Here is a 24,600-nt window from a genome sequence, read left to right as displayed (position 1 = left end):
ATTCCAGCATCAACCGATCGGTTGATGTGGCAACGGGCATGGCCAGGATGGGAGCCGATTCGGGGAAGTCGCCCACCCGGCGGCATCGAGCTTGCGCAGCAGCGCCGCGACGTGACTCTCGACCGTACGGACCGAGATGCGCAGCCGCCTGGCGATCTGCGCGTTCGGCAGGTGCCCGCCCACGGCGGCGAGCACCTTGGGTCGAGACCTTCGTCGAATCCACGCCTATCCGGATGGCGTACGTCGGTGGCCGTTCCGTAGCGGCTCAGTGCTCGGCACGGATGTCCAGGTGCGTGCCGCCCGCCAGACTGGCTGCACACCGTCAGGCAAGGAGGTCACGATGCACAACCCGACCGTGTTCCCGGAAACTCCGCGTGCCGTTGATGAGGCGTCGGGCGGATCCGCATCAGCCCCCGTCCACCACGCTGCCCGCCCTTGGTCCGCGAACGCGATCAGGAGCACCACCGGCGTCGATGTCGAGTGCACGTGTGGGCCGCGGGACTGGCTGCGCGGGAGCGGGTGATCGTGTGGCGGCGACGGCGCGTAACCCAGAGCGGTTGCAGGATCTCCTCGACACCTACGGCGACGGGGGGCTTCGGCCGCGGCTGTGCGCGCGATTGCTCAGGCCGTGGAGACGTTCGGTCGCAGTTGTCGCCGTCAACAGCGACCCGAGCTCGTACTTCTACGGCGTCGTCCGCTGGTCCAGGCTCATCGGCGTACGTCCGAACCTGCGGACGTGGGCTCTCTACGCACAGTCGGATGGCCGACATGACCTGTGGCGAGCACGGACCGAGGCTGGCCCAGCCAGCAACCAGATCGCGGCAACCGAGCGGCGACCGGGTCCGGGCGACACCCCGACGCTGCCCGGCAAAATCGTCCGGGAGTTATCGACCGGAGTTGTCGTATCTGGGCCGCGTTGTTCGTAGCAAGGGTGAGCGGTTGCCCACGAGGGCACTGTCACGACCAAGGGAGATGCCGGCCGATGATGCAGCACCCACGGGCCAAGGTCCACCGCATGTTCGAGCTCGTCGAGCCGATCGCCACCGTCACCTTCTCCGAGGTGGCGAACGAGGCGTTCCTGGCCCTCGGTATGCGCAACTACTGGGACGGGTATTTCGCGGGCCGGGCCGCGCCGCTGGGGCCGGCACCGGCCGGGGTGGTGCACGCGGTCTTCTACAACTTCGCTGAGGGCGAGGTGGCGCGCCATATCCCCTGGGTGTGGGGGAAGACCAGTCCGGAGGAGGCGATCGCCGTGCGCGAGCGGGGCAGCGCCACCGCGCTGCGGCAGATGATCGGGGAGCTCGCCGACTTCCCTGGTCTGGTGCGGGTCGCCGACCTCGCCACCCGAGCAGCGGTCAGCGCGCCGACCGAGGGTCGGGCGCTGTACGCCGGGCTCCGGGCGCTCGCCGTGCCCGAGGAGCCGGTGGCCAGGCTGTGGCACGCGGCGACGCTGCTGCGGGAGTACCGGGGGGACGGCCACAACGCCGCCCTTCTCGCCCACGGCATCGGCGGCACCGAGGCCCACGTCCTTATGGCGCTCTCCCTCGGAATGAGGGCGGAGGACTTCGGCCGGATCCACCACCTGCCCAAGGCGCAGCTGGCCGCCGTCGTCGACGGGCTGCGCGGCCGCGGCCTCGTGGATGCCGCCGGCGGGTTCACCGACGCCGGCCGGGAGACCAAGGAGCGGATCGAGGCGCTCACCGACGAGCTGGCAGCCCCGGCGTACGACGTGCTCAGTGCGGACGAGCTCGACGAGCTGGTCGCGGGGATCGAGCCGATCGCCGCCGCGGTATGGGCCGTCGACAACTGAGCGGGCGCATCAAGGGGCAGCGACCCCAACTCGGCGAGCTCGCCGACCGCGCCCGCTACCTCGACGAGATCTCCTACCTGATCAAGCACCGCATCCGTATCGCCGCGGTGGTGCCCGCCGAGGCGGCTCGTACGTGCGGCCAACTGCAGGGCACCGTCAAACAGTCGGCCGCCGAGTACGAGCAGACCCGGCGCGCCTACGAACGGCTGCACCGGGCGGCCGATGCCGTGCTGGGCGCCGACGAAGTGCTGTGGGTACGCGCCTAACTGCGGTTGTGGGACCTGCTGCAGAAGATGGACGGCGCCTTCGAGGCCGCGCCGGCCGCCCAGCGGGACCCGGCCCGACCCCGCTGACGGCCACGACGACCAGGACGACGCGATGAGGGGTGGGCGAGCGACGATGCCGCCTACTGACCCCTACCTGGTGAGCTGCGCCAGGAGGAGCGGGATCACGTCGACTTCGCCCGGCAGATCGACTACGAGGTGGGACAGCGCATCCAAGACGATGTCCGCTCTCCCGCCGAGGCGAGGTGCTGGACTGGCACGCCTGGGCCCGCCGCATCGACGGGTTCACCGGCAGCACGCCAAGCGAGATGCTCAAGGAGATCACCGAAGCGGTGGTCGCCGTGCTCGAAGACTTCGACAACTCAGGTGCCTACAAAAGTCCAAGGGCACTTTTTTGCGCGATGAGTTTTGAGGGAACCGGCGGTCTGAGTGTGAGTGACCAACCACTGAGCACGAGCTGATCGGTGAGAGCTCATGCAAGCGCCCGCTGGGACCGTCCCGGCGCGGGAAGAAGCACATGGAGGCACCGGATGCGGAAGTTGATTCTGGGTTTTTACGTCTCGCTCGACGGCAAGAGCGCTGACGTGGACAACGGAATCCGGGACGTCATGATGAGCATCGACGACCCGAAGCAGGAGGAGTACTTTGTCAGCCGGCTGTGGGAGGCCGGGGCCTTCCTCATGGGCCGTAACACCTACGAGGCCATGGCCGGATACTGGCCCAACTCCGACCACCCGTCTGCCCAGGCCATGAACGAGATCCCCAAGGTCGTGTTCTCCCGCACCCTGAAGTCGGCCGACGACTGGCCCGAGACCCGGATCGCCAGCGGTGACACCGCGGAGGAGATCGCCAAGCTCAAGGCAGAGCCCGGCAAGGACCTCGTCGCCGCCGGCGGCACCACGTTCATGCACTCCCTGATCAAGCTCGGCGTGGTCGACGAGTACCGGCTGTGGGTGCTGCCCGCCGTCACCGGCAAGGGCGCGCCGCTGTTCCCCGAGCTGGATCAGGCTGTGAACCTGCGCTTGGTGAAAAACACAGCCTTCCCGTCAGGAGTCCTCGAGCTGGTGTACGTGCCGGCCGACAAGTAAGACCCAGCAAGTCTCGGTGGCACCGGGGTAGGCGCGTGCCCGTCGCCGGTGCCGTTCAATTCTCGGGTCAGGTTGTACCGGCCGCCGGTCCTTGATCGTCGACGTCCGCTCGTCAGCGATCGGCTCAGGAGCTCCTGACCTGGTCAAGCACCACCTTGAGATCGGGCGTCACGGCGTCTCTGACCAGCACCAATATGAACGCCCCGGTCACGGTCTCGGCCGGCGACCCAGAACAATTCCTGATCACGGCGCGTACTTCGTGTGAGGAGGTCGCCTCGGCCCGCGCTTTGCCCCTGGTGGCCGCCGCGCTGTCCGGGATGGCCACCGACGCCCGCGCCACACCCGACGCGCGGGGACGGTGAGTCCGTCGACGCCGGGCAGTCCCTCATCAAGGCCGCGGCCGAGGAGGCCGCGAAAGAGGCGCGCAGCCTCCGAGCGATGGGCGAGCTGATGATCATGAGCGACTGATGACCGCCTCTTTGCCTCCCGCGAGCGCGTGCGCGTAGACGGGGCGCAGACCAAGTACCAGCGGAAGGGGCAGTCCCCTGGTCGCCGGCAGGTGTTTGCGCGAGGGTACATGGCGGGAGAAGTCCGGCGCGGTATCGCGATCTCCTGCCGGTGGCGACTCGAGCGCACCTGTCAACTCGCGCTCGGTGACCGCGCCGCTGGTTGCCTGTGCTCCTGGTGCTCAAACCGTATTCGGCAGCCGGGACGGCGTCAGTCGAGAGTTTCCGTCACGAGGTCGAGGTAGGCGTGCCCGGCGGCGACGCTGTCGGGCAGGCCGAGCGCCGCGAACCCGTCCAACAGCCGGCGCAGCATGGCGAGGTGGTACTTCCAGGAGGCGTCGGGCGCGCAGGGGCCTCCGAGGAACTCGATCATCCGGGCCGTCTCCGGCGAGCGGCGGGCGATCTGCTTGCCCGCGATCGGGACCATCACCAGCTGCGCGATCTGGTGATCGATGCGTTGCTTGCGGATCGGCGGCTCGGATTCGCCGGTGCTGAGCAGTTCGGAGAAGGTGGCCGGGAGCCGGTCGAAGCCTCGCCGGTCGAAGATGACCGCGCTGTCGGCAGCCCAGCCCGCCTGCGAGACGGGGTGGATGTGCCAGTCGACCCAGAGCGGAAGTCCGTCCGCGGGCCGCCGCCGCGCTGTTCGTCGCGGCGGCGCTGGGCATGCTGTTCGGCGATCTGGCCGCCGGACGGTTCCTGTCGCCACAGGGGCGGCGGCGGTACGTCACCCCGCTGCGGTTCTTGCTCGCGCTGCCGTACCTGCTGTTCGCGCTGCCGCTCAGCACGCCGGTCGCGGCAGGCGTCGTCGCGGTGGCGTCGATCGGCTTCGCCTCCACGCTGCTGCTGCAGGAACGGCTGATCGCGCTGATCGGCGAAGACGTCCGCGGTCAGGCGCTGGGCCTGCACGTCACCGGCATGAAGGCGATGCAGGCGGCCGGCGCCACGCTGGCCGGACTGGTCGCGCAGTACCTGCCCGCGGGTGCGGCGATGGCCGTGATGGCGGTGGCCTCGCTCGTCGTCACCGCGATGCTCAGCCCGGCCCTGCGCCTGTCGAACGGGACCCCGCCGCCCAGACCACAACCGACCGCTGCGCAAGCAGTGGCCGAACGCCCCTGAACCGAACAACGAGAGGAATCACCGTGGAACCGTACGAGGTCACCGAGGTTCTGAACCGGCCTCTCAGCCGGGAGCTGCTGGCTCGCGACGTGGCCCGCTTGGCCTATGTCGCCAAGGACGGCACACCCCGCAATATCCCGATCATCTTCGCCTGGAACGGCTCGGAGATCGTCATGTGCACTCCGAAGAACGCCCCGAAGCTGCAGGCCTTGAGCGAGAACCCGATGGTCGCCCTGACGATCGACACCGAGGTTCACCCGCCCAAGATCTTGCTCATCCGCGGCCGGGCCGAGCTGGACTTCGTCGCTCGGCGGTCGGTTCCCAACCGCCGGCGGCCGCGATGGCCCGGACCTGCTGCGGGCCGGTGGCACCGGCGATCACCGAACCGCAGCCGGGCAGCCTCCAGGACGGACCGGCCGTAGCAGATCCAGTGCCGCCCGCTGCGCACAGCAGATTCTGTGCCGTCAACCAGGCGTTCCATTCCTCCACGATGTCGTCGGCCAACTCGATGACGTCGTACTTCTGACCCCCCGAGGTCACATACCACTGGTGTTCCGCGATGACGGGGGAACCCAGGGAGATCGAGACGCTCTGGTTGCTGATCCTGGTGCTGTCATCGCCGGTCTTGCTGGTCCCGGCCCTCAGCTTGCGGTGCTTGACGCCATTGCAGAGGTCGGCGGCCAAGCGGAGCACCGGGATACTCCGCTGGGGGTTGGTGAAGAGCGCCTCCACGTCGCCGTTGGGCCGACAGGGCGTGGTGGTCAGTCCCAGTGGCCGGCGGCGGCGGTCTTCGCGACGTAGACCGTACGCCCGACGGCCCTGCCGATGAGATCGGCCGCCGCACCGAAGCTGATCGCCCGCGGGCCGGTCAGCTGGCAGGTCCGGCCGCCGTGGCGGTCCTCGGTCAGGGCCGACGCGGCGACCTCGGCGATGTCCTCGGCGTCGTCCCTGGCGACAACGACTCGGCGGAGCCTGGCGCCCCGCACCTACGGTGACGGTCTGCCCGGGGCCACGGTCATGATCCGGGGCGCGTACGAGCTCCGTGGCGACGTGGGCGACCGCCTGCTGGACGTGCTCCCCCCGCTGGGGGGGTCGTGCCCGCCGGGCCGCGGACCCGGGCGGCGCTGGATCTGCTCGCCGCCGAGATCGCCTGCGACGAACCCGGTCAGGACGCCATCCTCGACCGCCTGCTGGATCTGGTGCTCATGCCGGCGTTGCGCGCATGGTGCGCCAGGCCGGATCCGGCACTTCCCGCCTGGCATCGGGCCCTGGCCGACCCCTCGATCGGCGACGTACTGCGCCTCCTGCACGAGGACCCCGCCCACCGATGGACGGTCGCCGAGCCGGCCGCCAAGGTCGGCATGTCCCGCGCCGCCTTTGCCGCGCGCTTCACCAGCCTGGTCGGCGAGCCCCCGCTCACCTATCTCACCGGCCGGCGAATGACCCTGGCGGCGGACCTGCTCCGTGACACCGAGGCGACCGTCGCCACGGTGGCCCGCCAGGTCGGGTACGAGGACGCCTTCGCCTTCAGCGTGGCGTTCAAGCGCGCCCGCGGCCACAGCCCCTCACTCTGGCGCCGCCAGGCGCGCTGACCTCCTTCACCCGCGGTGCCCCTGGACCGCCGAAGGTGTGGCCGCCGAGGCCCGCGGGCGGCGAGGGTCAGCCGGGGCGGCGGAGGGTGCGGCGTACGGCCAGGCCGCCGAGGGCCGCCGACGCGAGCACCAGGATTCCCGCCTCGGTCCACTGGAAGCGCCAGAATTGAGACGGCGGATGGTAGTAGACCGCGAACCGGTAACCCTTGCCGAACAGGCATGCCTGCCACGCCTCGGCGTTCTTGCTGCTCTGCCCCACGTCCACCCGGCGCGGGCAGCCGCTGCCCGACGGCTCGGCGACCTCCTTCCCGGACGGCTCCACCCAGGCGGCGCTCACCAGCCGGGCGTCGGGGTCGTCCATCAGCACGGTGCCGGACAGCTCGGCTCGCGCCGGCTCGGCGTAGTGGTCGCTCAGCTGGAACAGCGTGAACATCGTCACCGCCACCCCGGCCACGACCAGCGCCATCGCGGGCAGCGTACGCCGGAACAGGGTGCCGGCCAGCGTGCCCAGCGCGAACGAGTACAGCCACCACGCCGCCGGCTCCACGCCGACCATGTTGAACACGCCGATATTGCCGAACGTGGAGTCGACCCCCTCCCTGAACACCGGCCGCCACAGGCTCACCATGAGCGACAGCAGCAGCCCGCCCGCCACGACCGCCGCGCCCAGGACCGACAGCTTGACCGCCAGCCAGCGCCACACGGGCACGGACTGCGTCCAGGCCAGGCGGTGGGTGCCGCGTTCGTACTCGCGGCCGAGCAGCGGCGCGCCCCAGAACGCCCCGATCAACGCCGGCGCCACCAGCGGCATCCAGCCGAACACCGAGTAGACCGCGTCGTAGCGCTGCGCGAGCGCCACCGCCAGGTCTCCGCACGCCACGGCGGGCCCCGGGCAGCCGGGCGGGGCGTGCTCGGCCACATACCAGCTCGTCTCCACCGCCGAACCCAGCAGCAGCACCCCCAGCAGCGCCAGGAAGCCCGCTGTCACGAGGATCTGCGTCCGGTGCTGGCGCCACGTCAGCCAGATCACGCGTTCACCCCCGTCAGCTCCGGCAGCGCCGCCGACTCGGGGCTGCGCAGGTAGCCCATGACGAGCTCCTCCAGCCCGGGCCGGCGTGCCTGCCAGCGAGGATCGAGCGGGGGCGCGCCGCTGACCAGCATGCTGACCTGCCTGCCGGTACGGCTCGCGCTCACCACGCGCATCCCCGCCACCGATGCCCCGTCCGGCCCGGTGAGCACGAGATGCCCGTCGAGCAGTTCCTCGATGTCACCGCTGACCTGCAGCCGCCCCCTGTTCAGCACGACGAGCCAGTCGCACGTCTCCTCCAGGTCCGAGACGACGTGCGAGGACAGCAGCACGGTCAGCTCCCGCCCGGCCACCTCCGCCATGATCGAGCGCATCACGTCGTGGCGGGCGAGGGGGTCGAGATTGGCCAGCGGTTCGTCCAGCACGAGCAGGTCGGGCCGGCAGGCCAGCGCCAGCGTCACGGCCACCTGCGCCTGCTGCCCGCCCGACAGCCCGCTCACCTTCCGCTCCAGCGGGATGCCCAGCCCGGCGAGCCGGTCGGCAGCGGCGGCGTCGTCCCATCGGGTGTTCATGCGGCGGCCGAAGGTGAGCATCTCGGCGACGGTGAAGCTGTCGTACAGCGGCTTGTCCTGGGCCACGAACGCCGCCTCACCGGTCACGCGGACGCTGCCCAGCGCGGGCCGCAGCAGGCCGACGGCCACGTGCATGAGCGTGGTCTTGCCCGCGCCGTTGGGCCCGACGAGCGCCGCCACGCGCCCCGCGGGCACGGCCAGCGAGCAGTCGCGCAGCGCCCACGTACGGCGATAGCGGACCCCCAGCCCGGTCGCCTCCAACGCGGGACTCATGCCACGCCCTCCTTCGCGGTGTCGGCCAGGACCACGGTGAACAGCGCCCGCAGGTCCTCCTGATCGAGCCCCGCCGCGCGGGCCTCGCGCACCCACGCCTCCAGACCGCGCCGCAGCCGCGTGTGCTCGGCGAGCGTCGCACCCGCGATCCCCTGCCGGACGAACGTCCCCATCCCCGGCCGCCCCTCGACCAGCCCGTCGCGCTCCAGCTCCCGGTACGCCTTGAGCACGGTGTTGGGGTTGATGGCCAGGCTCTCGACCACCTCGCGGGCGGTCGGCAACTGGTCACCGGCCCGCAGCGTACCGAGCCGGAGCGCCTGTTTGACCTGGTGAACGAGCTGCAGGTACGTCGAGACCCCCGAGCCGCGGTCCAGGTTGAATTCGATCAACCAAAACACCCTTTCACTATTTGCGTAGTGAAAGGGTGTTGGATTCGAACGCCGTTGTCAACCCGGGGATCGGCGTCATGTGCTCCTTCGCCGGGTCGCGGCCGGGGTCAGACGTGGGCGAGCAGGACGGCGGGGTTCTCCACGCAGTCGGCCACGAAGCGCAGCAAGCCGCCGTCGCAGACGCGGTGGTCGAACGTGAACGACAGCTGGGCGACCTTGCGGGGCACGACCGTGCCGTCCCTGACCCAGGGGCGGTCGATGATGCGGCCGACGCCGAGGAGCGCCGCCTCGGGGTGGTTGATGATCGGGGTGGATCCGTCCACGCCGAAGACGCCGTAGTTGTTGAGCGTGAACGTGCCCCCGGTCAACGCCGCGGGAGGCAGCGTGCCCTCGCGGGCGAGGGCGGCGAGCTGCGCGGTGGTCATCAGGTGCGCGTCGCGGACCACCGGCACGACCAGGCCGCGATCGGTCTGGGCGGCGAAGCCGAGGTTGACGTGAGCGTGCCGGACGATCTCGGCTCGGGCGGTGTCGACCGAGGAGTTCAGCTCGGGGAAGCGGCGCAGGGCGGCCACGCAGATGCGGGCCAGGAGGGCGAGCAGCCCGATGCCGAGGTCCGGACGGTCCCGCCGGAGCGCGTCCTTGACCTCGAGCAGGCCGGTGGCGTCGACGTCCACCCAGGTGGTGGCGTCGGGGATCTCGGTGCGGCTGCGGCTCAGCTTGTCGGCCACAGCCCGCCGCAGTCCGCGCAGGGGGATGCGCTCGGTCCTCAGTGGGGTTGCGGTGGCGTCCGACGCGGCCCCGGCCCCTCGCGACGCCGGCTCGGGCGCGACCGACGCCGCCGGGTCGACGGCCGCGGAGGACGCAGAGGCGGCGATGGCGGCGATGGCGCGTTCGACGTCGCGGCGGAGGATCACGCCTCGGGGTCCGGTGGGACTGACGGCGGCGATATCCAGCCCGCGCTCCCGGGCGAGCCTGCGCACGAGCGGGGAGATCACCCGAGGTGCCTGGTCGACCGCGGCCGGGGAGGCGGGCGGCGTGGGTGTCCGATCGGCGGCCTTGCGTGAGCCGCCATGGCGGCGGCGGGTGGTGGGGGCGTGACCGGTGCCGTAACCGATCAGGACATTTCCGGATCCGGCGCGTTCCTCCTCGCGGTAGCGGGCCGCGGCCGCCGAATCGCCCACGCCGTCCACCGGGCCCACCTCGATGAGCGGCTCCCCCACCGACAGGACGGCCCCGGCCGAAGCGTGCAGGCTCAGCACCGTCCCCGCGTACGGGACAGGCACCTCCACCGCCGCCTTGGCGGTCTCGACCTCCACCACGATCTGGTCGATCTCGACGGTGTCCCCGACGGCGACCTTCCAGTCGACGATCTCGGCCTCTGTCAGCCCCTCCCCCAGACCGGGCAGGCGGAACACATGCCGCGTCATGACGCCTCCCCCGCCAGGTGCGCCAGATCGGGCGCGTCACCGAACTGCAGGCGGTCCACCGCGTCCAGCACCCGATCGGCGTCCGGCAGGTGCGAGTGCTCGAGTATCGGAGGCGGGTACGGGATGTCGAACCCCGTGACCCGCAGCACCGGCGCCGCCGGCGAGTGGAAGCACCGTTCCTGCACGCGGGCCGCGATCTCCGCGCCCACCCCGGCGAACCCCTGGGCCTCCTGGATCACCACGCAGCGCCCGGTCTTGCGTACGGAGGACACGACGGTCGCGTCGTCGAACGGGACGATCGTCCGCAGGTCCACCACCTCCAGGGCGAGCCCGTCCTGGGCCGCGGCCTCGGCGGCCTGCAGCGCCACCCCGTAGGCCACGTGCGAGGCGATCTGTTCGAAGGCCGGGTAGGCGAACGCGTCGAACTGCATCTCGATCACCGGCCGGAAGCCGCCCATGGCCAGGCCCACGGCCAGTCCCACGATCCCGGCTTCCGCCAGCGGCGTGTCGAAGCACCGTTCCTCGCCGAACTCCCTGGTCAGCCCGTCGGTGACGCGGAAGACGCCGCCCAGCGGGCCCACGTCCTCACCGAAGACGAGAACGCGCTCGTCCTCGCGCAGGGCGTCCCTCAGCGCGGCGTTCAGCGCCTGCGCCATGCTCGCAGTGGTCATCTCAGTCCTCCAGTTCGGCCGCCAGCAGGGCCCGCTGCTCGCGCAACTGGGGCGTGGCCTCGGCGAAGACGTGCTCGAACAGCTCGAACGGGTTCGCCTCCGGGTCGGCGTTCATCGGCTCACGCACCCGGGCGGCGAACTCCTCGGCGGCCTCGTGCGCCGCCTCGACGGCGGCCGCGTCGAGCACGCCGCGCTCGCGCAGGTAGGTCTCCAGGCGGGCGAGCGGGTCGGCCGCCTCCCACTGCTCGACCTCCCGCTTCTCCCGGTAGCGGGTGGCGTCGTCGGCGTTGGTCTGCGGGTCCATGCGGTAGGTGTGCGCCTCCACCAGGAAGGGGCCGCCGCCCGTACGCGCGTGCTCCACGGCCGCGGTCAGGACGGACAGCACCGCGACGAGGTCGTTGCCGTCCACCTGCTCGGAGCGGATGCCGTACCCGATGCCCTTGTACGCCAGGGGCGCGACCCGGGTGGCGGCGGGGTGGTACCCGCAGTGCCAGCCGCCCCGCAGCAGGGTCAGCACCTCGACGGGGTCGAGGCCCCGGGAGACCAGCGCCACCGAGTCCCGGTAGGTCGGGAACAGCCAGTCGTCCTCGCGCAGCGCGAGCACCCCGGCGATCTGGCAGGCCTCCTGCCCGTGGCTGGACGGGTAGACGGCCAGGCGTCCCTGCTTGGTCAGCGCGGTCGCCTGGCGGTCGAAGCGGCGGCCCACGACCATCCGGCGGTAGGCCTCCAGCAACCGCTCCTCCTCCGGCACCTGGTAGCCGGCGGGCGGCGGGACGGCCGGATCTCGATGCGTACCCTCGCCGAGCGCGTGCACGTCTCCCGGGCCAACGTCTACGCCAGGATCACCCGGTTGATGGACGCCGGGGTGATCACCGGCTTCACGGCGCGGATCGCCCCGCACAAGGCGGACCTCGGGACCAGCGCGTACGTCTCGCTCACCATCGAGCAGAACTCCTGGCGCGCGGTGTCGGCCCGGCTCAGGGAGACTCCGTACGTCGAGAACTTCGCCCTGGTCGGCGGCGACTACGACGTCCTGGCCCTGGTCAGGACCCCGGACAACGCGACGCTCCGGCATGTGGTGCTGGAGCTCATCCAGGACATCCCGGGCATCCGCGCCACTCGTACGTGGCTGGTGTTCGAGGAGGCCCGCGGCTCCGGAGCCGAGTGAGCGGTCAGCGTGCCCGCAACGCCGTGTACTCGCCGAGCAGCGTCTCCAGGTGCCGCACCATGGACGTGTGGTACTCGTGCATCTCGGACATGCGGGCGCGCTGCCGCTCGGGGAGCCCGGCCGAGCGGGCCTGGGCGTTCTCGGCCAGGGCGACGTCGTCGCACGGCGCGTGGCCGACGCGGTCTCGCGTGGCGCGAGCGTGCGGGCCGGTGGAGTGGCGCCCGAGGGCAAGGGCTTCTTCCACCCCGCGACCGTGCTCACCGGCGTGGACGAGTCCATGCTGGTGATGACCGAGGAGACCTTCGGCCCGATCGCCCCGGTCGCCGTGGTCTCCTCCTTCGAGGAGGGGCTGGAGCGGGCGAGCGCGTCGCGCTTCGGCCTGGCCGCCACCGTGTACACCGCCGACCCGGAGCACATGGCGGCCGCCCGCCGCATCGCCACCGGTGTCGTGCGGGTGAACCAGTGGCAGGGCGGCGGCCCCGAGCGGCTCTACCGAACCGGCCGGGGACAGCGGCATGGGCGCGACCGGCTCCCGCGCCGCCTACGACGCGGCGACCCGCCCCACCTCGATCCACACCGCGCCCGCCGCCTGGCCCGGCCGGTAGCGCGCGGGTCGGTTCCCCATGGGTCAGCGGCCCTCGAAGGTGGGTTTGCGTTTGTCGAGGAACGCCTCCACCGCTCCCGCGTGGTCGGCCGTCAGCCCCAGGCGGGCCTGGGCGCGGGCTTCGGCGGCGAGCGCCGCGCCGAGATCCTGGTCCCAGGCACCGGCGATCAGCCGCTTGGACTCGGCGTAGGCGGCGGTCGGCCCGGCGGCGAGCCGGGCCGCCAGCTCGCGCGCCACCGCGCCGGCCTCCTCGCGGGGCACCACGCGGCCCGTGATCCCCCACTCCACCGCCTGCCGGGCGCCGAACGACTCACCGAGCAGGACCAGCTCCTTGGCCCTGGCCTCGCCGACCGCCCGTACGAGCGTCAGGGACAGCCCCGAGTCGCACGTCAGCCCGATGGCCGAGAACGCCGTGGCGAAGACGGCCTCCTCCGCGAGCACCCGCAGGTCACAGGCCAGGGCAAGGGCCAGACCGGCGCCGACGCAGGTGCCGTTGACGGCGGCGACGACCGGTTTGCCCATGGTGGCCAGGAGCCGGACGATCGGCGCGTAGTCCTCCTCGACGGTGCCGAAGGCGTGCCCGGCGTCCGAGCGGAGGGCCGCCGCGTGCTCGGCGAGGTCCTGGCCGACGCAGAAGGCGGTCCCGGCCCCGGTCAGCAGCACGGCGCGGACGGCGTCGTCGGCCGCGACCTCCTCCAGCGTTCGGCGCAGCGCCGTCTTCAGTCCCCTGTCCAGCGCGTTGCGGCGCTCCGGGCGGTTGAGGGTCAGCACGGCCACGGCGCCGTCACGTTCCAGCAGGATCGGCGCCCCCTCCACCTCAGGCCTCCTGTCCGGGCAGCGGCCAGGTCTTGGCCACGAGGGTCAGCACGTCGTACGTGGCGACCGGCTGACCCTCCTGGTTGGCGACGACGGCGTCCCAGCGGACCTCGCCGTAATCCGCCGAGCTGCGCGGGGTGATCTGCTTGACGGTCAGCGTCACCTCGATCGTGTCGCCCGCCTTCACGGGGGTGAGGAAGCGCAGGGAGTCGACGCCGAAGTTGGCCAGGACCGGTCCGGGCGCCGGGTCCACGAAGAGCCCGGCGGCCAGGGACACGACGAGGTACCCGTGGGCGACGATGCCGCCGAACAGCGGGTTGCGCGCGGCGGCTGTGGCGTCGGTGTGCGCGTAGAAGGTGTCCCCGGTGAACTCGGCGAAGTGCTCGATGTCGGCCAGCGAGACCGTGCGCGGCGCGGAGGCGATCGTGTCACCCACCCGCAGGTCCGCCAGGGACTTGCGGAACGGGTGAACGCCTGACTCGGCGCGCCTGGCGCCCGTCGTCCACCGCCCGGTGACCGCGGTGAGCAGGTCCGGCGAGGCCTGGACGGCAGTGCGCTGCATGTGGTGCAGGACCCCGCGGACGCCGCCCAGCTCCTCGCCGCCGCCGGCCCGGCCCGGGCCGCCGTGGACGAGGACGGGCAGCGGCGAGCCGTGCCCGGTGGACTCCTTGGCGTCGTCCCTGTCCAGGACGAGGACCCGGCCGTGCCACGGCGCGAGCCCCAGGACGACGGTCCGCGCGACGTCCGGGTCATGGGTGGCGACGGAGGCGACGAGGCTGCCCCTGCCGCGTGCCGCGAGCGCGATCGCCGAGTCCAGGCCGTCGTAGGCGAGCACGGTGCCGACCGGCCCGAACGGCTCCACGTCGTGCGGCTCGGTGGCGCCGGGCCGGGCGCGCAGCAGGAGCGGGGTCATGAACGCGCCGCGCTCGGCGTCGCCGTCGAGGAGGGAGGCGCCGGAGGGGTTGCCGAAGACGATCTCCGAGCCGGCCCGCAGCGCCTCGACGGCCTTGCGCACCTCGTCGCGCTGGCCGAGGCTGGCCAGCGCGCCCATGCGTACGTCCGGATTGCGCGGGTCGCCGACGGTCACCTTGGCCAGGCGCGCGGCCAGCGCCTCGACGACCTGCTCGGCCATGGGCGAGGGCACGAGGATCCGGCGGATGGCCGTGCACTTCTGTCCCGCCTTGACCGTCATCTCGGTGACGACGTCCTTGACGAACAGGTCGAACTCCGGGCCCTCAGGGCGCACGTCCGGCCCCAGGATCGAGCAGTTCAGCGAGTCGGCCTCGACGCCCAGCAGGACGCCGCCGTCCAGCACGTTGGGGTGGCGGCGCAGGATGCCCGCGGTGTGCGCGGAGCCGGTGAAGGCGACGGAGTCCTGGACGGTCAGCTCGTCGAGCAGCCCGCCGGCGCCGCCCGAGACGAGCTGGAGCGTGCCCTCGGGCAGGATGCCCGACTCGACGATCAGCCGTACGGCCAGCTCCGTCAGGTACGCGGTCTGGCTCGCGGGCTTGACGATCGAGGGCAGCCCGGCCAGGAAGGCCGGGGCCAGCTTCTCGAGCATCCCCCATACCGGGAAGTTGAAGGCGTTGATCTGCACCACGACACCCGGCCGCGAGGTGTAGAGGTGCTGGCCGGCGAACGTGCCGCCCTTGCCCAGTCGCTCCAGGCCGCCGTCCAGGACGACGGTGTCGTTCGGCAGCTCGCGCACGCCCTTGCTCGCGTAGCTGAACAGGGTGCCGATGCCGCCGTCCACGTCGATCATCGTGTCGCGCGAGGTGGCGCCCGTACGCACCGACAGCGCGTACAGCTCCTCCTTGCGCTCGGTCAGGTGCTTGGCCAGCGCCTTCAGCAGGGCCGCCCGCTCGTGGAAGGTCAGGGACCGCAAGCCGGGCCCGCCGGTGTCGCGGGCGTGGCGGACCATCGCGGCGACGTCCAGCCCCCGGCTGGAGATCCGCGCGACCTCCTCGCCCGTGGCGGCGTCGAGCAGAGGCTCCCCGTCATCGGCCGCCCGGAACCATCGTCCGGCGGCGTAGCTCTCCAGCAACGCGCTCACGCTGTCCCTCTCCTCTCCGCGGGCCCTTGCGCAGGAGCCCCAACACGTGCCACGGTATTACTGACCGAGCGATAAGTAAATACGACTCGACGCCCGAGGAGGGAAATCGATGACGACGACACCGGCGGAGCCGGAAGCGCTCGAAGCCACGTTCGAGGCGACGATCGCGCGCCACGACCGGATCGAGCCCCGGGACTGGATGCCGGACGCCTACCGCCGGACGCTCGTCCGCCAGATCGCCCAGCACGCGCACTCCGAGATCATCGGCATGCAGCCCGAGGGCGCGTGGATCGGCCGGGCGCCGTCCCTGCGCCGCAAGGCGATCCTGCTGGCCAAGGTGCAGGACGAGGCCGGCCACGGGCTGTATCTGTACTCGGCGTGCGAGACCCTGGGCGTCTCGCGCGCCGAGCTGACCGAGCTGCTGCTCACGGGCCGGCAGAAGTACTCCTCGATCTTCAACTACCCGACGCTGTCGTACGCCGACGTCGGGACGATCGGCTGGCTGGTCGACGGCGCCGCGATCTGCAACCAGGTGCCGCTCTGCCGCACCTCCTACGGCCCGTACGGGCGCGCCATGATCCGCATCTGCAAGGAGGAGTCGTTCCACCAGCGGCAGGGCTACGAGCTGCTGATGACGATGATGCGCGGCACCGACGCCCAGCGGGCGATGGTCCAGGAGTCGGTGGACCGGTTCTGGTGGCCCTCGCTGATGATGTTCGGCCCGCCGGACGCCGAGTCCCCCAACAGCGCCCGGTCGATGGCCTGGGGCGTCAAGCGCAACTCCAACGACGAGCTGCGCCAGAAGTTCGTGGACATGACGGTCCCGCAGGCCGAGGCGCTCGGGGTGACGCTGCCCGACCCCGACCTGCGCTGGAACGCCGAACGCGGCCACCACGACTTCGGCGAGCCCGACTGGGAGGAGCTCGCCGCCGTGATCCGCGGTGACGGGCCGTGCAACGCGCAGCGCCTGGCGCACCGCCGGGCCGCGCACGAGGACGGCGCCTGGGTACGCGAGGCCGCGTCGGCGTTCGCGGAGCGGGCGGGCACGCGATGAGCGCCGACCGGCGGGAGTGGCCGCTGTACGAGGTGTTCGTCCGCGGCAAGCGGGGCCTCAACCACGTGCACGTCGGCTCGCTGCACGCCGCCGACGACGCCATGGCCGTACGGCACGCGCGCGACGTGTACACCCGGCGCAACGAGGGCGTGAGCATCTGGGTCGTCCGGGCCGACGCCATCACGGCCTCCAGCCCGGACGAGAAGGACCCGCTGTTCGCGCCGAGCGGCGACAAGGTCTACCGGCACCCGACGTTCTACGACATTCCCGGCAACGTCCCGCACATGTGATCGGTTGGCAATCATGAACGACGAATACGCCGGCGACTCCTCCCAATGGGCGTTCGGCACCGGCTTCGAGGACCCCCTGGCCGGGCTCGACACCACGGTGCCGCCGGGCGTGGACGCCGCCGAGCTGGCCGCGTACTGCCTCATGCTCGGCGACGACGCGCTGATCATGTCGCAGCGCCTGTCGGAGTGGTGCAGCCGCGCGCCCGACCTGGAAGAGGACATCGCGCTCGCGAACATGGCCCTCGACCTGCTCGGACAGGCCCGCCTGCTGCTGTCGCGGGCCGCCGCCGCCGATCCCGGCGTCGTGCCCGCCCTTCCCGAGGGCTCGCCGGTGCCCGCCGAGGACGCGCTGGCGTTCTTCCGCGACGCGGAGCAGTTCCGCAACGCACGGCTCGCCGAGGTGGCGAACGGGGACTTCGCGCACGTCGTCGTGCGGCTGCTGCTGTTCTCGGTGGCCCGGCTCGCGCTGCTGGAGCGGCAGCGTACGAGCCGCGACCAGGTCCTGGCGGCGGTGGCGGCCAAGGGCGTGAAGGAGATCACCTACCACCGCGACTGGGCGGGACGCTGGTTCCTCACCCTGGCGCAGGGAACCGAGGAGTCGCGCCGCAGGCTGGAGGCGGCGCTGGACGCCCTGTGGCCGTACCAGGCCGAGCTCACCGATTCCGGCGCGGATCTGCGCGAGGAGGTGGACGCCGTCCTCGACCAGGTCTTCGCCGTGAGCGGCGTCGAGCGGCCCGGCCACGCGCCGCTGCCCGGCACGAGCCGCCACGGCGCGCACACCGCGGCCTTCGGCCCGCTGCTCGCCGAGATGCAGGTCGTCGCCCGCGCCCACCCGAGCGGGCGCTGGTGAGCGCCCGCGACCGGGCCGCCCAGGTCGCCGCGCAGGTGCGCGACCCCGAGATGCCCATGCTCACCCTCGCGGACCTCGGCGTGCTGCGCGGCGTCGAGATACACGGCGGCGAGGAGGTGGTCGTGTCGATCACCCCGACGTACACCGGCTGCCCCGCCATGGCGACCATGCGCGACGACCTCGTCCACCGCCTGAGGGAGGCCGGGTTCGCCGCGGTCGAGGTGCGGATCGTGCTGGATCCGCCCTGGTCGAGCGACTGGATCAGCGAGCGCGGCCGGGCCGCCCTGCGGGAGGCCGGGCTGTCGGCCCCCGGCCCCGCCCCCCGGCGGAGCGGCCCCGTCCCGCTCACGCTCGGGCCGGCCAGGAGCGCCCCGCCCTGCCCGCGCTGCGGGTCGGCGGCCACCCGGCTGACGTCGGAGTTCGGCGCGACCGCCTGCAAGGCCCTCTACCGCTGCACCGGCTGCCTTGAGCCGTTCGAGCACGTCAAGGAGATCTGACATGGCCGCTTTCCACCCGCTCACCGTGACGGCGGTGGACCGCCTGTGCGAGGACGCCGCGGCGATCACGTTCGCCGTCCCGGACGAGCTGGGCGAGGCGTACGCCTTCCGCGCCGGGCAGTCGCTCACCCTGCGCCGCGTCGTGGACGGGCGGGAGGAGCGCCGGTCGTACTCGATCTGCGCGCCGGCCGGCGCCCGGCCCCGGATCGGGGTCCGCGAGATCCCGGGCGGGCTGTTCTCGTCCTGGCTGGTGCGCGAGGTCACGCCGGGGACGCGGATCGAGGTCCAGACGCCGACCGGCTCCTGGCGGGCCGACCCCGCCACGGGCGAGCGGCACCTGTGCGTCGCCGCCGGATCGGGCATCACGCCGATGCTGTCGCTGGCCTCGACCGTGCTCACCCACCCGCAGGCCCAGGTGTCGCTGCTGTACGGCAACCGGACCAGCCGGACCGTGATGTTCGCCGAGGAGCTCGGCGACCTGAAGAACCGGTACGGCCCCCGGCTCCAGGTGGTCCACGCGCTCTCGCGCGAGCCGCGCGACGTCGAGCTGTTCTCGGGGCGGCTCGACGGCGACCGGCTGCGCCGCCTGCTGACCGAGCTGGTGCCGGTCGAGGTGTTCGACCACGTCTGGCTCTGCGGGCCGCTGGCGATGATCCAGGAGGCGCGCAGGGTCCTCGCCGACCTGGGCGTGCCCGCCTCCCGCGTGCACGTCGAGCTGTTCTACGTCGACGAGCCGCCGCCGCGGCCGCGACGGGCCGCGGACGGGGTCGCGCCCGGCGCGACGAGCGAGCTGACGACCGTGCTGGACGGCCTGCGCGCGACCTCGACGGTCTCCCGCGACGCGACGCTGCTCGACGGCGCCCAGGCGGCGCGCGCGGACCTGCCGTTCGCCTGCAAGGGCGGCGTCTGCGGGACGTGCCGCGCGGTCGTACGGGAGGGCGAGGTGGACATGCGCCGCAACTACGCCCTGGAAGAGGGCGAGGTTGACGCCGGATTCGTCCTGACATGCCAGACATTTCCGGTCGGCGAGCGCGTCACCGTCGACTACGACGCTTAAGGAGCCTGCTGATGCCCGAATCCTTCGTCGTCTCCGGCGTGCGGACGCCGATAGGCCGCTTCGGCGGCGCGCTCGAGACCCGGGCGCCGTGGGTGACCGAGCAGCCGGCCAAGGCGTTCGCGAAGCCGGGGCCGTCGTTCGACACCTCGATCGGCCGGCGGTTCACCAATTCCCGCTTCGACGCCGCGACGACCGCCTCCATGCCGCAGACGGCCGAGACCGTCGCGCGGCGCTGGGGGCTGAGCCGTGCGGAACTGGACGCGTACGCGCTGCGCTCCCACGAGCGGGTGAACGACGGCGCCGCGGCCGTCGTCGTGGTCAGCGACCGCCTTCTCCGACGGCACGCTCTGAGGCCCCGGGCGCGGCCGGTGGCGGCGGAGGCCATGGGCGTCGGCCAGGGCAGCGCTCTCCTGGTGGAACGCCCATGACCAGCCTGATCGTCGAGGAGGGCGCGGACCGGGTGGTGTGGCGGCTCAACCGCCCCGAGGTGCGCAACGCGATCGACCGCGAGCTGGTCGCCAGGCTCCATGAGGCGTGCACCGCCGTTGAGGAGGAGCCGCGCGTCGTCCTGCTCATCGGCGAGGGTACGACGTTCGCGGCCGGGGCGGACATCGCCCAGCTGCGCGAACGCGACCTGTACGACGCGCTGCGCGGCATCAACTCCAAGCTCTTCGAGCGGATCCACCGGCTGCCGATGCCGACCATAGCGCTCCTGGATGGCCATGCCCTGGGCGGCGGGGCCGAGCTGGCCTACGCCTGCGACTTCCGGATCGGCACGCCGGACACGCGGATCGGCAACCCGGAGACGGGTCTCGGCATCCTGGCCGCGGCCGGGGCGGCCTGGCGCCTGGCCGAGCTGGTCGGCGAGCCGCTGGCCAAGGAGATCCTGCTGGCGGGCCGGGTGCTCACGGCCGAGGAGGCGCATGCCGTGCGGCTGCTCAACGAGGTCGTGCAGCCGCAGGAACTGCTGGCGGCCGGTCACCGGCTGGCCGACCGGATCTCCAAGCGGGCGCCGCTGGCCACCCGGCTGACCAAGGCGGTCTTCCACGCCCCTCGGGGCGCGCACCCGTTCGTGGACGACGTGGCCCAGGCGGTCCTGTTCGAGACGGAGGAGAAGCACATGCGCATGACGGCATTCCTGGACAAGCGCTCATGAGCCTGCCACGGACGGTCGGCGTCTTCGGCGGCGGGCGGATGGGGTCCGGGATCGCGCAGGCGTTCCTGACCTCGGGCAGTCACGTGATCGTCGTCGAGGACGGCCAGGAGGCGGCCGAGCGGGCCAGGGCCCGGGTGCGCGACGGCCTGGCCAAGGGACACGCGGACCTGGACGTCCTGGCGCGGCTGCGCACGACTGCGGACCCCGGCGAGCTCGGCCCGTGCGGGCTCGTCATCGAGGCGGTCCCGGAGGACGCGGCGCTCAAGGCCCGGGTGTTCGCCCTGGTCGAGAAGGCGGCGCCGGGCGCGGTGCTGGCCTCGAACACCAGCAGCCTCTCGATCGGCGCGCTGGCCGCCGGCCTGGCCGCGCCGGAGCGCTTCCTCGGGCTGCACTTCTTCAACCCCGTGCCGGTGAGCGCGCTCATCGAGATCGTCACCGGGCCGCGTACCGATCCGGCGCTCGTGACGCTGGCCCAGGAGTGGGCGGCCGAGCTGGGCAAGACGCCTATCACGGTCGCGGACTCGCCGGGGTTCGCCAGCAGCCGGCTGGGCGTCTGCCTGGCTCTGGAGGCGATGCGGATGCTGGAGGAGGGCGTCGCGAGCGCCGCCGACATCGACACGGCGATGACCCTCGGCTACCGCCATCCGATGGGGCCCCTGCGTACCACCGACGTGGTGGGGCTGGACGTGCGGCTGGCGATCGCCGAGCACCTGGCGCGCGAGCTGGGGCCCCGGTTCGAGCCGCCGCGGATCCTGCGCGACCTGGTCGCGGACGGGCATCTCGGCCGCAAGACGGGCCAGGGCTTCTACACCTGGTGAGCCCTTCCGGTCCGATGCCGGGCCGGCCCGTCAGAAGGGGTCAGGCTTCGTGCCTGGCCAGGCCGTCGAAGGCGATGGCGGTGATGGCGTCGGCGACCATCGCCCGATCATAGGCGCCATCGGGCCGGTACCACTCGACCAGCGAGTTCACCATGCCGAACAGCAGCCGGCTGACCAGCGTCGCCGGCACGTCGTCGCGGAGCGCGCCCTCCGCGACGGCGTCGGTCACGAGCGCGGCGAGGCGGTCGTCGAGCCAGCGGCGCCGCTCCAGCGCCGCCAGCTCGACCTCGCTGTTGCCGCGCACCCGCAGCAGGAGTGTGACTGAGGGCTGGTGCGCCACGAGGACCTCGACGCTGCGGCGCAGCACCTCGCGCAGCCGTTCGTACGCGCTCGCCCCGGCCTGCTCCCGGGCGGCCTCGGTCACGACGGCGGTCAGCTCGTCGAGCGCGTCGTCCAAGGCCTGGCCGAGCAGCTGCTCCTTGCTGGTGACGTGGTGGTAGATGGCCGGCTTGGTCAGGCCCAGCTCCTTGGCCAGGTCGCCCATGCTCGTGGCGTCGTACCCCTTGCGGTTGAACAGCTCCACCGCGGCGCGCAGAACCGCGGCCTGGTCGTAGCCGGGACGGCCACGACCGCGGCGCGGGGACGGTTCGGCAGGCTGAGTCGTCACGAATGCAGCATCTCACGACGGATCAGGCGCCCGGATGGGCCGTACGACGTAACCGAACCCCGCCGCACGCAGCCCTGGTGCCGACCACTCGCAGCAGCGCAAGTTTAGCCGCAATCAGCCAAGAAGCGATACATTTAAAAATACCTCAAAGCGTCCTGATTCACGTTTACAACGTCGCGATCCATCGTTAATCTGCTGACCCCAGAGAGAGCAGCGCCCAAGGTCGTGCCGCCTTGGAAAATTAAATGGACATGCGAACGCCGGAATTCATGTCACCATATCGCCGAGCCCAGCCCCCCGACTCGCATCGACGTGACAGGCGGCAGAACGTGCAAGGGAATCAGCGCCATGAAAAACTTGAATTCGCCGAGCTCTGGGCACACCACATACCCGTCGACGAACCACCCGGTTGTCACAGCACATGTCGATCAGATGCGCGACCTGCTGGTGCAGCATTTCCCGCCTTACTACCTCGAGATCGTCAAGCCGAACCCGCGCGGCGCCCGATACCGGCTTCTCCACAAAGGAAAGGTCGCTCTGCACACCGCGACATATGGCGCGGAGATCCGCGTCGGCACGTCGGAGTCGTTCAATTTCTACGCGATCATGATGCCGTTGCAGGGAACCGGCGGAGTGACGCTCAACGGGCGCGACGTCACCGCCCCGATCTCCCTCATCGGCCCCAAGCAGAAGATCGACATGCGCTGGAGCCTCGATCACGAAGTTCTGTTGATGCAGGTTCCGCTGGCGGCCATGGAGGAGGCGCTCGAGGCTCACCTTGGCGATCCTCCCAAGGAGCGGCTGCGGTTCGAACCTGACGTGGATGCCACCAGCGCCCTCGCCCAGGTGCTCAGAATGCTGTCATCGGCCGGCGCGCTGCCGTTCGCGGCCTCGAAACTGGCCGAGCATCACTTCGAGCAGTTCCTGCTGCACACCCTGCTCGCCTCCCAGCCGCACAACTACTCCGACCGGCTCCGCGAGTCCGCCGCCCCCCTGACCCCGGCCGCCCTTCGGCGTGCCAGCCGCTACTGCGAAGAGCACGCCGGCGAACCGATCCGCCTCGGCGACATCGCCGCCGCGGCCCGCGTCAGCGTCCGTACTCTCCAGCTCGGCTTCCGCGAACACCTGCAGACCACCCCGATGGCCTACCTCCGTTCCGTACGGTTGGCCCACGCGCACGCCGACCTCGTCCGGATCGCGGACACCGGCAGCCAGACGACCGTCACGGAGGTGGCCCTGCGATGGGGATTCACCCATCTCGGCCGCTTCGCGGCCCTGTACCGGCAGACCTACGGCCGGCCCCCGTCCAGCACCCGGCAGGGACACCAGTGAGCATGGGAACCGCCCCCTCGATCTGCCGGGTCCCCCCGCTCGCCGAGATCGCCGCGTCCCGATCAACCCGCTGACCGGCCTCGCATCGGAGATCGGCACCTGCGATGGGTTCCGCGTCGAGGCCGGCCGCCGGTCAACGTCGGCCTCGATGTGCGGCGGCGGCGTGAACGGTCAGCGCAGGGAGCGGAAGAACCCGCGCACGTCGGCGACGAACGGGCCGGGCTGTTCCAGGGCGAGGAAGTGTCCGCCGCGCTCGAACTCGGTCCACCGCACGATGGTGTGATCGCGTTCCGCGAAGCGACGGATGGCAACGTCCTGGGTGAGGGAGACGGCTACGCCGGTGGGCACGGTCCCGGGCTCGCGTGGCATCCAGGCCGAGGGGTCGTGGTGGGCCTCGTAGTAAAGGTGGGCCGAAGAGGCGCCGGTCTGCGTGAACCAGTAGATGCTGACGTCGGTGAGGAGAGCGTCGCGGTCGACGGCGTCTTCGGGCAGGTCGGCGGCGCTGTCGGTCCATTCCTTGAACTTCTCGGCGATCCAGGCGAGCTGACCGGCCGGGGAGTCGTTCAGGCCGTGCCCCAGGGTCTGCGGGCGGGTGCCCTGGATCTTGTCGTAGCCGCTCTGTTCCTGCTGCCAGTGCTCCAGGCGCGCCAGCCGCTCCTGTTCGGACGCGGTCAGGCCGTCCATCTCACCGTCGGCCCCGATCGGGAAGGTGACCAGGGCGTTGACGTGCACGCCGAGGACGCTCCCGGAATCCTGGCGGCCCATCTCCGGGGCGACGAAGGCGCCGACGTCGCCGCCCTGCACGCCGTAGCGGGAGTAGCCGAGCCGGTGCATCAGCTCGGTGAAAGCGCCGGCGATGCGGCCGTGCGTCCAGCCCGCATCGCGCAGCGGAACGGAGAAGCCGAACCCCGGCAGCGAGGGGATCACGAGGTGGAAGGCGTCGTCAGGGTCGCCGCCGTGGGAGCGCGGGTCGGTCAGAGGGCCGACGACGTCCAGGAACTCGGCGATCGAGCCGGGCCAGCCGTGGACGAGCATCAGCGGGGTGGCCCCGGCCTCGGGAGAGCGAATGTGCGCGAAGTGGATGGTCTGCCCGTCGATCTCGGTGGTGAACTGGGGCAGATCGTTCAACCTGGCCTCGTGCTTGCGCCAGTCGTAGCCGTCGGCCCAGTAGGCGGCGAGCTGCTGCAAATAGCCGGTCGGGACGCCACGACTCCAGCCCTGGCCACCGATCTCGCCGCTCCAGCGGGTACGGGCGAGCCGGTCTCGCAGGTCATCCAGCTCGTCCTGCGGGATGTCAATGCGGAACGGGTTGATCATCGACTATTCCTTCCAGCACCGGAATATTTGTACGAAGAAGGCGGCGGATTGCTTGTTCGCGGTTTCGCCGCCCCGCCCAGAGGACGGGCCAACCTTTTCGAGCTGCGACGCATCAGTCGTTTCACGCAGGTCGGAGACCTCCGCCTTGATCGCGGCGCGAGCCATT

General features: G+C 71.6%; 32 protein-coding genes and 2 pseudogenes. 19 read left to right on the top strand and 15 right to left on the bottom strand.

Features of this window, described 5'->3' with window-relative positions; all coding sequences use genetic code 11:
• Window positions 1-9 precede the first annotated feature (9 nt).
• Window positions 10-183, bottom strand: a complete 174-nt coding sequence (locus ACFKCF_RS54835; protein ID WP_394504575.1) for a LuxR C-terminal-related transcriptional regulator — start codon at window positions 181-183, stop codon at window positions 10-12.
• Between the two features lie 799 nt (window positions 184-982).
• Between ACFKCF_RS54835 and ACFKCF_RS54830 the strand changes: the two genes are divergently transcribed.
• From ACFKCF_RS54830 to ACFKCF_RS54810, 5 genes are all read left to right on the top strand, one after another.
• A complete protein-coding gene (locus ACFKCF_RS54830; RefSeq protein WP_394504541.1) occupies window positions 983-1,810 on the top strand; it encodes a hypothetical protein in 828 nt (275 codons plus the stop codon).
• Complete coding sequence (locus ACFKCF_RS54825; protein WP_394504539.1) at window positions 1,792-2,076, top strand: hypothetical protein; 285 nt, start codon at window positions 1,792-1,794, stop codon at window positions 2,074-2,076. The genes ACFKCF_RS54830 and ACFKCF_RS54825 overlap by 19 nt, the downstream gene beginning before the upstream one ends.
• A gap of 263 nt (window positions 2,077-2,339) precedes the next feature.
• Window positions 2,340-2,555 carry a hypothetical protein gene (locus tag ACFKCF_RS54820; RefSeq protein ID WP_394504538.1) on the top strand — a complete coding sequence of 72 codons (216 nt, stop codon included), beginning with the start codon at window positions 2,340-2,342 and terminating at the stop codon, window positions 2,553-2,555.
• Window positions 2,556-2,624: 69 nt separating this feature from the next.
• Window positions 2,625-3,182 carry a dihydrofolate reductase family protein gene (locus ACFKCF_RS54815; protein WP_394504536.1) on the top strand — a complete coding sequence of 186 codons (558 nt, stop codon included), beginning with the start codon at window positions 2,625-2,627 and terminating at the stop codon, window positions 3,180-3,182.
• Window positions 3,183-3,376: 194 nt separating this feature from the next.
• The gene (locus tag ACFKCF_RS54810; RefSeq protein ID WP_394504535.1) at window positions 3,377-3,544 is read left to right on the top strand and encodes a hypothetical protein; all 168 of its coding nucleotides are present in this window, start codon (window positions 3,377-3,379) and stop codon (window positions 3,542-3,544) included.
• A gap of 355 nt (window positions 3,545-3,899) precedes the next feature.
• Here the strand turns inward: ACFKCF_RS54810 and ACFKCF_RS54805 are convergent, their stop codons facing one another.
• On the bottom strand, window positions 3,900-4,118 hold the full coding sequence (locus tag ACFKCF_RS54805; protein WP_394504533.1) for a hypothetical protein: 219 nt from the start codon (window positions 4,116-4,118) through the stop codon (window positions 3,900-3,902).
• Between the two features lie 233 nt (window positions 4,119-4,351).
• Here ACFKCF_RS54805 and ACFKCF_RS54800 point away from each other — a divergent pair, with 233 nt between their 5' ends.
• Entirely contained in the window at window positions 4,352-4,804 is a 453-nt protein-coding gene (locus ACFKCF_RS54800; RefSeq protein ID WP_394504531.1) for a hypothetical protein, read from the top strand.
• A gap of 23 nt (window positions 4,805-4,827) precedes the next feature.
• A pseudogene (locus tag ACFKCF_RS54795) lies at window positions 4,828-5,040 on the top strand (pyridoxamine 5'-phosphate oxidase family protein); the annotation flags it as partial.
• A 37-nt stretch (window positions 5,041-5,077) separates the two neighbouring features.
• Here ACFKCF_RS54795 and ACFKCF_RS54790 read toward each other — a convergent pair.
• Window positions 5,078-5,488 carry a hypothetical protein gene (locus ACFKCF_RS54790; protein ID WP_394504577.1) on the bottom strand — a complete coding sequence of 137 codons (411 nt, stop codon included), beginning with the start codon at window positions 5,486-5,488 and terminating at the stop codon, window positions 5,078-5,080.
• 77 nt (window positions 5,489-5,565) lie between these two features.
• Window positions 5,566-5,790: a hypothetical protein gene (locus ACFKCF_RS54785; RefSeq protein WP_394504530.1), complete on the bottom strand. Its 225-nt coding sequence runs from the start codon at window positions 5,788-5,790 to the stop codon at window positions 5,566-5,568.
• Window positions 5,791-5,898: 108 nt separating this feature from the next.
• On the opposite strand from ACFKCF_RS54785, the gene ACFKCF_RS54780 reads away from it, so the two are divergent.
• The gene (locus ACFKCF_RS54780) at window positions 5,899-6,396 is read left to right on the top strand and encodes an AraC family transcriptional regulator (RefSeq protein ID WP_394504528.1); all 498 of its coding nucleotides are present in this window, start codon (window positions 5,899-5,901) and stop codon (window positions 6,394-6,396) included.
• Between the two features lie 67 nt (window positions 6,397-6,463).
• On the opposite strand, the gene ACFKCF_RS54775 is transcribed toward ACFKCF_RS54780, so the two are convergent.
• From ACFKCF_RS54775 to ACFKCF_RS54750, 6 genes are all read right to left on the bottom strand, one after another.
• Window positions 6,464-7,426: an ABC transporter permease gene (locus tag ACFKCF_RS54775; protein ID WP_394504526.1), complete on the bottom strand. Its 963-nt coding sequence runs from the start codon at window positions 7,424-7,426 to the stop codon at window positions 6,464-6,466.
• Entirely contained in the window at window positions 7,423-8,268 is an 846-nt protein-coding gene (locus ACFKCF_RS54770) for an ABC transporter ATP-binding protein (RefSeq protein WP_394504524.1), read from the bottom strand. The genes ACFKCF_RS54775 and ACFKCF_RS54770 overlap by 4 nt, the downstream gene beginning before the upstream one ends.
• Window positions 8,265-8,666, bottom strand: a complete 402-nt coding sequence (locus ACFKCF_RS54765) for a GntR family transcriptional regulator (protein ID WP_394504522.1) — start codon at window positions 8,664-8,666, stop codon at window positions 8,265-8,267. Before ACFKCF_RS54765 ends, ACFKCF_RS54770 begins: the two co-directional genes overlap by 4 nt.
• 98 nt (window positions 8,667-8,764) lie before the next feature.
• Window positions 8,765-10,084, bottom strand: a complete 1,320-nt coding sequence (locus tag ACFKCF_RS54760) for a dihydrolipoamide acetyltransferase family protein (protein ID WP_394504520.1) — start codon at window positions 10,082-10,084, stop codon at window positions 8,765-8,767.
• Window positions 10,081-10,755, bottom strand: coding sequence for an alpha-ketoacid dehydrogenase subunit beta (locus ACFKCF_RS54755; protein ID WP_394504519.1), 675 nt, complete (start codon window positions 10,753-10,755; stop codon window positions 10,081-10,083). Before ACFKCF_RS54755 ends, ACFKCF_RS54760 begins: the two co-directional genes overlap by 4 nt.
• 1 nt (window position 10,756) lies before the next feature.
• Window positions 10,757-11,569, bottom strand: coding sequence for a thiamine pyrophosphate-dependent enzyme (locus ACFKCF_RS54750; protein ID WP_394504517.1), 813 nt, complete (start codon window positions 11,567-11,569; stop codon window positions 10,757-10,759).
• Between ACFKCF_RS54750 and ACFKCF_RS54745 the strand changes: the two genes are divergently transcribed.
• Window positions 11,543-11,923, top strand: a complete 381-nt coding sequence (locus ACFKCF_RS54745) for an Lrp/AsnC family transcriptional regulator (RefSeq protein WP_394504515.1) — start codon at window positions 11,543-11,545, stop codon at window positions 11,921-11,923. The two genes, ACFKCF_RS54750 and ACFKCF_RS54745, sit on opposite strands and share 27 nt — an antisense overlap.
• A 4-nt stretch (window positions 11,924-11,927) precedes the next feature.
• Here ACFKCF_RS54745 and ACFKCF_RS54740 read toward each other — a convergent pair whose 3' ends face one another.
• Window positions 11,928-12,167 carry a hypothetical protein gene (locus ACFKCF_RS54740; protein ID WP_394504514.1) on the bottom strand — a complete coding sequence of 80 codons (240 nt, stop codon included), beginning with the start codon at window positions 12,165-12,167 and terminating at the stop codon, window positions 11,928-11,930.
• On the opposite strand from ACFKCF_RS54740, the pseudogene ACFKCF_RS54735 reads away from it, so the two are divergent.
• A pseudogene (locus ACFKCF_RS54735) lies at window positions 12,093-12,365 on the top strand (aldehyde dehydrogenase family protein); the annotation flags it as partial. The gene ACFKCF_RS54740 and the pseudogene ACFKCF_RS54735 sit on opposite strands and share 75 nt — an antisense overlap.
• Before the next feature lie 186 nt (window positions 12,366-12,551).
• Here the strand turns inward: ACFKCF_RS54735 and ACFKCF_RS54730 are convergent.
• Window positions 12,552-13,343: an enoyl-CoA hydratase/isomerase family protein gene (locus ACFKCF_RS54730; protein WP_394504512.1), complete on the bottom strand. Its 792-nt coding sequence runs from the start codon at window positions 13,341-13,343 to the stop codon at window positions 12,552-12,554.
• Between the two features lies 1 nt (window position 13,344).
• Window positions 13,345-15,396 carry a phenylacetic acid degradation bifunctional protein PaaZ gene (gene paaZ, locus ACFKCF_RS54725; protein ID WP_394504511.1) on the bottom strand — a complete coding sequence of 684 codons (2,052 nt, stop codon included), beginning with the start codon at window positions 15,394-15,396 and terminating at the stop codon, window positions 13,345-13,347.
• 109 nt (window positions 15,397-15,505) lie between these two features.
• On the opposite strand from paaZ, the gene paaA reads away from it, so the two are divergent.
• From paaA to ACFKCF_RS54685, 8 genes are read left to right on the top strand one after another with little or no spacing between them, the layout of a single operon-like run.
• Window positions 15,506-16,450, top strand: a complete 945-nt coding sequence (gene paaA / locus ACFKCF_RS54720; RefSeq protein WP_394504509.1) for a 1,2-phenylacetyl-CoA epoxidase subunit PaaA — start codon at window positions 15,506-15,508, stop codon at window positions 16,448-16,450.
• The gene (gene paaB, locus ACFKCF_RS54715; RefSeq protein ID WP_394504507.1) at window positions 16,447-16,740 is read left to right on the top strand and encodes a 1,2-phenylacetyl-CoA epoxidase subunit PaaB; all 294 of its coding nucleotides are present in this window, start codon (window positions 16,447-16,449) and stop codon (window positions 16,738-16,740) included. The genes paaA and paaB overlap by 4 nt, the downstream gene beginning before the upstream one ends.
• A 13-nt stretch (window positions 16,741-16,753) precedes the next feature.
• Window positions 16,754-17,590, top strand: a complete 837-nt coding sequence (paaC, locus tag ACFKCF_RS54710) for a 1,2-phenylacetyl-CoA epoxidase subunit PaaC (protein ID WP_394504505.1) — start codon at window positions 16,754-16,756, stop codon at window positions 17,588-17,590.
• The gene (paaD, locus tag ACFKCF_RS54705; protein WP_394504503.1) at window positions 17,587-18,087 is read left to right on the top strand and encodes a 1,2-phenylacetyl-CoA epoxidase subunit PaaD; all 501 of its coding nucleotides are present in this window, start codon (window positions 17,587-17,589) and stop codon (window positions 18,085-18,087) included. The genes paaC and paaD overlap by 4 nt, the downstream gene beginning before the upstream one ends.
• Before the next feature lies 1 nt (window position 18,088).
• Window positions 18,089-19,144, top strand: coding sequence for a 1,2-phenylacetyl-CoA epoxidase subunit PaaE (paaE, locus tag ACFKCF_RS54700; RefSeq protein WP_394504501.1), 1,056 nt, complete (start codon window positions 18,089-18,091; stop codon window positions 19,142-19,144).
• A gap of 11 nt (window positions 19,145-19,155) precedes the next feature.
• Entirely contained in the window at window positions 19,156-19,572 is a 417-nt protein-coding gene (locus ACFKCF_RS54695) for a hypothetical protein (protein WP_394504499.1), read from the top strand.
• Window positions 19,569-20,300: an enoyl-CoA hydratase/isomerase family protein gene (locus tag ACFKCF_RS54690; protein ID WP_394504498.1), complete on the top strand. Its 732-nt coding sequence runs from the start codon at window positions 19,569-19,571 to the stop codon at window positions 20,298-20,300. Before ACFKCF_RS54695 ends, ACFKCF_RS54690 begins: the two co-directional genes overlap by 4 nt.
• A complete protein-coding gene (locus ACFKCF_RS54685; protein ID WP_394504496.1) occupies window positions 20,297-21,118 on the top strand; it encodes a 3-hydroxyacyl-CoA dehydrogenase family protein in 822 nt (273 codons plus the stop codon). Before ACFKCF_RS54690 ends, ACFKCF_RS54685 begins: the two co-directional genes overlap by 4 nt.
• 40 nt (window positions 21,119-21,158) lie before the next feature.
• Here ACFKCF_RS54685 and ACFKCF_RS54680 read toward each other — a convergent pair whose 3' ends face one another.
• Complete coding sequence (locus tag ACFKCF_RS54680; RefSeq protein WP_394504494.1) at window positions 21,159-21,785, bottom strand: TetR/AcrR family transcriptional regulator; 627 nt, start codon at window positions 21,783-21,785, stop codon at window positions 21,159-21,161.
• A gap of 432 nt (window positions 21,786-22,217) precedes the next feature.
• Between ACFKCF_RS54680 and ACFKCF_RS54675 the strand changes: the two genes are divergently transcribed.
• On the top strand, window positions 22,218-23,117 hold the full coding sequence (locus tag ACFKCF_RS54675; protein WP_394504492.1) for an AraC family transcriptional regulator: 900 nt from the start codon (window positions 22,218-22,220) through the stop codon (window positions 23,115-23,117).
• Between the two features lie 171 nt (window positions 23,118-23,288).
• Here ACFKCF_RS54675 and ACFKCF_RS54670 read toward each other — a convergent pair whose 3' ends face one another.
• Window positions 23,289-24,434 carry an epoxide hydrolase family protein gene (locus ACFKCF_RS54670; RefSeq protein ID WP_394504490.1) on the bottom strand — a complete coding sequence of 382 codons (1,146 nt, stop codon included), beginning with the start codon at window positions 24,432-24,434 and terminating at the stop codon, window positions 23,289-23,291.
• Between the last annotated feature and the right edge of the window lie 166 nt (window positions 24,435-24,600).

It is taken from the genome of Nonomuraea sp. JJY05 (genome assembly GCF_043496855.1).
Lineage (GTDB): Bacteria > Actinomycetota > Actinomycetes > Streptosporangiales > Streptosporangiaceae > Nonomuraea.
Note: the sequence above shows the minus strand (reverse complement) of the source record. Positions and strands in the feature narration are given on the sequence as shown.

Excerpts from the sequence above, each read along its gene's own strand:
- ACFKCF_RS54745 (WP_394504515.1), top strand. The coding sequence starts at position 11,543 with ATGCGTACCCTCGCCGAGCGCGTGCACGTCTCCCGGGCCAACGTCTAC.
- ACFKCF_RS54695 (WP_394504499.1), top strand. The coding sequence starts at position 19,156 with ATGCCCGAATCCTTCGTCGTCTCCGGCGTGCGGACGCCGATAGGCCGC.
- paaE (WP_394504501.1), top strand. The coding sequence starts at position 18,089 with ATGGCCGCTTTCCACCCGCTCACCGTGACGGCGGTGGACCGCCTGTGC.
- ACFKCF_RS54800 (WP_394504531.1), top strand. The coding sequence starts at position 4,352 with ATGCTGTTCGGCGATCTGGCCGCCGGACGGTTCCTGTCGCCACAGGGG.
- paaC (WP_394504505.1), top strand. The coding sequence starts at position 16,754 with ATGAACGACGAATACGCCGGCGACTCCTCCCAATGGGCGTTCGGCACC.
- ACFKCF_RS54770 (WP_394504524.1), bottom strand. The coding sequence starts at position 8,268 with ATGAGTCCCGCGTTGGAGGCGACCGGGCTGGGGGTCCGCTATCGCCGT.
- paaB (WP_394504507.1), top strand. The coding sequence starts at position 16,447 with ATGAGCGCCGACCGGCGGGAGTGGCCGCTGTACGAGGTGTTCGTCCGC.
- ACFKCF_RS54760 (WP_394504520.1), bottom strand. The coding sequence starts at position 10,084 with ATGACGCGGCATGTGTTCCGCCTGCCCGGTCTGGGGGAGGGGCTGACA.
- ACFKCF_RS54815 (WP_394504536.1), top strand. The coding sequence starts at position 2,625 with ATGCGGAAGTTGATTCTGGGTTTTTACGTCTCGCTCGACGGCAAGAGC.
- ACFKCF_RS54675 (WP_394504492.1), top strand. The coding sequence starts at position 22,218 with ATGCGCGACCTGCTGGTGCAGCATTTCCCGCCTTACTACCTCGAGATC.
- ACFKCF_RS54825 (WP_394504539.1), top strand. The coding sequence starts at position 1,792 with ATGGGCCGTCGACAACTGAGCGGGCGCATCAAGGGGCAGCGACCCCAA.
- ACFKCF_RS54670 (WP_394504490.1), bottom strand. The coding sequence starts at position 24,434 with ATGATCAACCCGTTCCGCATTGACATCCCGCAGGACGAGCTGGATGAC.
- ACFKCF_RS54685 (WP_394504496.1), top strand. The coding sequence starts at position 20,297 with ATGAGCCTGCCACGGACGGTCGGCGTCTTCGGCGGCGGGCGGATGGGG.
- ACFKCF_RS54810 (WP_394504535.1), top strand. The coding sequence starts at position 3,377 with ATGAACGCCCCGGTCACGGTCTCGGCCGGCGACCCAGAACAATTCCTG.
- ACFKCF_RS54830 (WP_394504541.1), top strand. The coding sequence starts at position 983 with ATGATGCAGCACCCACGGGCCAAGGTCCACCGCATGTTCGAGCTCGTC.
- ACFKCF_RS54690 (WP_394504498.1), top strand. The coding sequence starts at position 19,569 with ATGACCAGCCTGATCGTCGAGGAGGGCGCGGACCGGGTGGTGTGGCGG.
- ACFKCF_RS54755 (WP_394504519.1), bottom strand. The coding sequence starts at position 10,755 with ATGACCACTGCGAGCATGGCGCAGGCGCTGAACGCCGCGCTGAGGGAC.
- paaA (WP_394504509.1), top strand. The coding sequence starts at position 15,506 with ATGACGACGACACCGGCGGAGCCGGAAGCGCTCGAAGCCACGTTCGAG.